At 44.2% G+C, this 5,947-nt stretch carries 4 protein-coding genes; 2 read left to right on the forward strand and 2 right to left on the reverse strand.

The genetic code is table 11. The features are described 5' to 3' along the window. Window positions 1–148 precede the first annotated feature (148 nt). Both Q0081_RS10155 and Q0081_RS10160 read right to left on the reverse strand, forming a co-directional pair. Window positions 149–406: a helix-turn-helix domain-containing protein gene (locus Q0081_RS10155; protein WP_298352306.1), complete on the reverse strand. Its 258-nt coding sequence runs from the start codon at window positions 404–406 to the stop codon at window positions 149–151. 64 nt (window positions 407–470) lie between these two features. After that, the gene (locus tag Q0081_RS10160) at window positions 471–2,975 is read right to left on the reverse strand and encodes a cation-translocating P-type ATPase (protein WP_298352308.1); all 2,505 of its coding nucleotides are present in this window, start codon (window positions 2,973–2,975) and stop codon (window positions 471–473) included. A 126-nt stretch (window positions 2,976–3,101) separates the two neighbouring features. Between Q0081_RS10160 and Q0081_RS10165 the strand changes: the two genes are divergently transcribed. Then, complete coding sequence (locus Q0081_RS10165) at window positions 3,102–5,285, forward strand: penicillin acylase family protein (RefSeq protein ID WP_298352311.1); 2,184 nt, start codon at window positions 3,102–3,104, stop codon at window positions 5,283–5,285. Between the two features lie 114 nt (window positions 5,286–5,399). Then, window positions 5,400–5,624 carry a DUF3820 family protein gene (locus Q0081_RS10170; protein ID WP_298352314.1) on the forward strand — a complete coding sequence of 75 codons (225 nt, stop codon included), beginning with the start codon at window positions 5,400–5,402 and terminating at the stop codon, window positions 5,622–5,624. Window positions 5,625–5,947: the final 323 nt, after the last annotated feature.

Raw genomic sequence — 5,947 nt, forward strand, 5'->3', positions numbered from 1 at the left:
TAAAACAGTTTCGCCTATATCAGTTGTGATTTCAATTTTTACTTTTGCCATAATTGTGATTTTGGAAACAAAAATAACAGGACAAAAGGGTTAACACACAAAATATTACAGCGGGATTTCGTTTACTACGTTTTGTAGTGTTATCAAATTACTCACGGCTTTTTTGTTTTTTATGGTTTTCGTGATTGTGAAACAATTCGCCATCGTTAAAAAATTCTTTTAGTGATACGCCAAGTGCCGAAGCAATTTTTTCAATATTGACAATAGACACATTTCGTTGACCATTTTCAATACTTGCAATATAGCTTCTGTCCAAGTCAGCAGCGTATGCCAAATCCTTTTGGGCCATTTTTTTCTGCTCCCTCAATTCTTTGATGCGACGCCCTATTTTTAGTTTTATATCCACAAGGCCAAAACTCTAAAGATGTTGACTATAAATCAAAGACTATAAGTAACATTGACAAATATTTCTACAGCCATTTCTTCCTCTTTCCCCATTTATAGCCTTCAAACCAAATTACCGTTACAAAACCTGTTAAGGCAGTAATGCCCAATTGAGTACCAGAAAGTGGCGATAATTTGAAAAACGAAGCAAACAACGGCACGTACACCAACATTCCCAATATCAGAATCGTAATCGCAATGACTCCCGATAATAGATTGTTTTTATACTTAAAACTCGTAAAAACGGAGTAGTAAAACGAGCGATTAACCAACGTTAGAAAGATGTTTGCCACGACCAAAGTAGTAAAAACCATCGTTCTGGTAAGGTCTTCGTTGTAGCCTTGACGAACGGCGTATTGATACGAAAACAGCGTTCCCAACGTAATGACCAATCCTTGTACGATGCTGATAGACAGTTCTTTTAAGTTTAAAAATGTGTCACTCATCCTACGAGGCGGTCGGTGCATGGCATTTTTCTCCAAAGGCTCATTTTCGTACACAATGGAACAGGTAGGCCCCATGATTATTTCCAGAAAAATCACGTGGACGGGCGTAAAAATAGCGGGATAAGCCCAACCCAGAATCAGGGGTAAAGCTACCGTCAGGATAATGGGAATGTGGATGGAAATGATGTACTGAATGGCTTTTTTGAGGTTGTTATAAATCTTGCGCCCCATGGCCACGGCGTCCACCATTTTGCCAAAATCATCGTCCACCAGAATTAGCGAGGAGGCTTGTTTGGCAATCTCTGATCCGCGCTTTCCCATGGCAATTCCGATGTGGGCGGCTTTGAGAGCAGGCCCATCGTTGACGCCGTCGCCCGTCATGCCTACGATTTGGTGGTTGGCTTTTAAAGTATTGATAATCTTTAGTTTAGCTTCAGGAAACATACGGGTGAAAATACTCGTCTCATTAATTTTCGTTGCCATTTCTTTATCACTGAGTTTCATCAATTCATCGCCCGTGATAGGAGGGGAAGTGTTTTTAAAATGAGCCTGTTTTGCAATCGCCAATGTGGTAAGCGAGTTGTCGCCAGTAATGATTTTAACTTGAATGCCGGCGTCGTAAAATTGCTTAAACACTTTTTCAATGTTATGTTTGGGCGGATCGTAGAATCCGACCAAGCCCAGAAATCGGAACGTAAAATCTTCTTGTTTTTCAGGAAAACTACCTTCATTGGAATCCACAATGCCAATCCCCAATACTCGCAAGCCCTCAGCGGCAAAGTCAGCAATTTGTTGTTGAATACCCGACTTTTCTGGGTCGGTGAGTTTAGAATGTTGAATAAGGGCTTCAGGGGCACCTTTGCAGGCAATGATGCGTTTGCCTACACCATTTTCAAAAACGTGCGTCATCATCGGCGGTTTGCCTGATAGTGGATACTCGTGTGCCATTTTGAAATCAGGACGTTCATCGGTGGTTGCCAAGTGCTGATAGGCTTCATGAAGTGCCTTCTCCATGGGGTCGAAGGGGCTGGATTCGCTGGCCCACATGGCCGTACTGATGAGTTCAACGGCAGGGTCTTGTTTCCATTGGGTTTCGTTTAAAACGGCGTTGGTTTTGAAAACATAGACCCGATACAATTCCATTTTATTTTCGGTAATCGTTCCTGTTTTGTCGGTACAAATGACGGTAGCGGTGCCTAACGCTTCTACGGTTTGGGTCTGTTTGACAATGACACCCTGCTGCATCAATCGCCACGCGCCCAACGCCATAAACGTGGCAAAAGCCACGGGAATTTCTTCGGGCAATACCGACATGGCAATGGTTAACCCTTTGAGTAGGCTTCCCAGAATATCGCGCGAATGAAAATAATTAATTCCCCAAATAATTAGGAAAATGACGGCACCAACGATAGCCATTTTCTTTACAAAATTGTCAATCTGTAGTTGAAGGGGTGTTTTTTCAACTTTAATTTGCTCCATCGAAGCCCCGATTTTGCCCAAACGGGTTTGTGATCCAACGGCTGTGGTTTCAAAAACACACTGACCCGATTGCACCAAAGAGCCGTGAAAAACCTGATTGTTTTCAGAGGAGTCCACTTCTTTATACACTACAAAAGCTTCACCCGTCAAAATGGATTCATTGACCGAAAAATCGTGGATTTGTAACAGTTTCCCGTCAACGGGAATGAGTTCCCCTTCTGAAACGACCACGACATCTCCCACCACGAGTTCTTCTGATAAAAGCTCGACGACTTTGTTGTTGCGTATCACAGTGGCAGAGGCTTGCGTGAATGCTTTGAGAGCTTCCAGTGCTTTTTTGCTTCGGGAGTCTTGGTAGAAGGAAATGGCCGAAACCAAGACAATCGCTCCCAACATGAAAAAGCCTTCCGAGAGCTGATTGAGCGAAAAATAAATGACGGTACAAGCCACCAACAGCAAAAACATGGGTTCAAACACGGTGTCTTTTAACGCCTCCCACCACGCGTTGTTAGCTGCCTGCTTGGGGGCGTTGCTGCCGTTTTTCTGGCGTGACTCTTCCACTTCGACAGTGGAGAGTCCTTTATAGGGATAGGAGTTGGCCGGCATATAAAAAATGAATTGATATTTATTTTTGAGCTTGTTGGAGTAATTGATAAGTTTGTTAAAACTACGAAATAACACGGAACATACTTCACCACTCATCTACAAACCACAAACTATCTTAACCATCGTATGAAAAATTTTGTCCTTCTTTTTTTGCTTCCACTCCATCTGTTGGCTCAAAAATTTACACCTGCTGAAGTGAATCGTTATCAGCAACAGGCCAAACGAGTGACCATTATTCGTGATAATTGGGGCATTCCGCATATTTATGGCAAGTCTGACGCCGATGCCGTGTTCGGTTTGCTGTATGCGCAGTGCGAAGATGATTTTAAACGGGTAGAGCTCAATTACATCGAGAAATTGGGTCGCACTGCTGAGCTAAAAGGCGAATCGGCTCTGTACAATGACTTGCAAATCAAGTTGTTGATTGATACCACGGAGGCCATTGCTGATTACAATAAAGCAGAGCCGTGGATGAAAAAACTGTTGAATGCCTACGCCGATGGTATCAATTATTATTTGTACAAAAACCCGCAAGTGAAGCCTGCACTTTTAACCAAATTTCAGCCTTGGTATCAGTTGCTTTGGACCGACGGCAGTATTGGGGCCATCAGCACCGCTGAATTGACCCTCCCTGAATTGAAGAACTTTTATTCGGGAGATGCCACCGCCGCAGTTGTTGTTCCCAAGGACCCCGAATACCAAACCGGTTCCAATGGCTTTGCGTTTTCTCCTTCCAAAACCGCTTCGGGCAACGCCATTTTGTACATTAATCCCCACGTAACTTTCTATTTTCGTCCCGAAGTACAGGTAGTGAGCGAAGAAGGATTGCACGCTTACGGAGCCGTAACTTGGGGGCAATTTTTTGTTTATCAGGGTTTTAACAAATACTGCGGCTGGATGCATACCTCCTGTAACGTTGACGTAGCAGATATGTACGCCGAAAAAGTGGTGAAAAAAGGTAACCAATTTTTTTATGAATACGAGCAAAAACTAAAGCCCGTTACCGAAAAGAAAATCTCAATTAAATACCTTGAAGGCGGCAATCTTCAAACCAAAACGTTTACGACTTACTACACGCATCACGGCCCCATCATGGCCAAACGCGATGGTAAATGGATCAGTCTTCGCTCGTACAATCGCTCCATGACGAGTTTGATTCAGAGTTGGAATCGGACCAAAGCCAAAGGGTTTGAAGATTACAAAAAAGTAATGGATTTGAAAGCCAACACGTCCAACAGCACGGTTTTTGCCGACTACAAAGGCAACATCGCCTACTGGCACGGCAACTATGTGCCTATCCGCGACAAGTCAATGAACTGGTCAAAAGTAATGGACGGCTCGACGGCGGCCACCGAATGGAAGGGCTTACACTCCGTAGCGGAGGCCGTACATATTTACAATCCCGTAAATGGTTGGCTGCAAAACTGCAACTCAACGCCTTTTTCGGCCGCTGGTGTGAACAGCCCTAAGAAATCAGATTATCCGGCCTACATGGCACCCGATGGGGAGAATTTCAGGGGAGTGAATGCGGTGCGGGTGTTGAGCCAAGGTTCGGGCTACACGCTTGACAAAGTGATTGCCTCGGGATACGACACCTATCTTTCGGCATTTGAGGTATTGGTGCCGGCCTTGGTAAGCTCATTTGAAAAAAATGTAAAACCTTCCGATTCGCTGTATGCGCAATTGTCGGAGCCTATTTCTATCCTGAAAAAGTGGGATTACCATACCTCAGAAAGCTCGGTGGCGGCTACATTGGCTATTGAATGGGCCCAAAAACTGACGCCGATCATCACGCGTTTGTACATCAACGAAGGAGAACTCGACCAAGTGGAAAGCACCAAACGGTTTGCCGCTTCGGCTACCCTGAGCCAATTAACGGCCCCAATGGTAGCCGCCATGAGCGAACTCAAAACAAAATTTGGCAAATGGCAAATGCCGTGGGGCGAAATCAATCGTTTTCAACGCTTGAATGGCGATGTACAATCCAAATACGACGACAATCAGCCGAGCTTTCCCGTGGGATATGCCTCGGCGTTGTGGGGAATGTTGCCTTCGTACAACAGCCGCACGTATCCGGGCACCAACAAGCGCTACGGCGTGAGCGGAAACAGCTTCATTTGTGCCGTGGAATTTGGCCCCCGCATCAAAGCCAAGTCGCTGTTGGCGGGTGGTGAAAGCGGCGACACCGCCTCCAAACACTTCAACGACCAAGGATTAATGTATTCCCAAGGCAAGTTTAAGGACGTGTTGTTTTACAAAGAAGATGTCGTAAAAAAAGCCGAAAAAACGTATCACCCTGGGGAGAAATGATGACACTGAGAACCTCGGAGAAAAATAGGGAGAACCACAGAGAAAAAATCACTTTGTGGTTCTCCATTGAATTATCTCTGTGAAACTCTGTGTAATTTTTTGATAGACAAGAATATGAGCGATTTTGATTCGAGTTATCTTCAGGAATTGGTAAAGTTTAAAATGCCGTTTGGCAAATACAAAGGCACACTTCTCTGCGATTTGCCCGAGCCGTACCTGGTTTGGTTTCATACCAAAGGCTTTCCCGATGGGAAATTAGGCGGTTTGTTGGCCACCATCTACGAAATCAAAGTGAATGGCTTGGAGTATTTGTTAAAGCCGTTGCGGGAGAAAGGGTAAATCAACTTTACCTCTTCTCCCCAAGAAGTCTCTACAACGTCTCCTTCAACCACCGATAAAACTCCTTTTGCCAAACCTGCCCGTTTTGGGCGTGGAGAACCCAATGGTTTTCATCGGGCAATACCACGAATCGGCTTTTAATGTCATTACCTAAAATAGGTTGACAGGTTTAGATAAAGATTCAATATAGTTAAAATTGTAATACACATTGATTTGGGTTTATATTTTTTGATTCATCACAAGTCCAAATAGGTAGTTTTGGTCTTTTGTCGAGATTTAGTTCATTGAAGTACTGTTCAAACGAGCAAGGAGTGATACCATCA

Origin of the sequence: Runella sp. (assembly GCF_027484545.1) — a bacterium.
In the GTDB taxonomy this organism is placed as follows: Bacteria; Bacteroidota; Bacteroidia; order Cytophagales; family Spirosomataceae; genus Runella.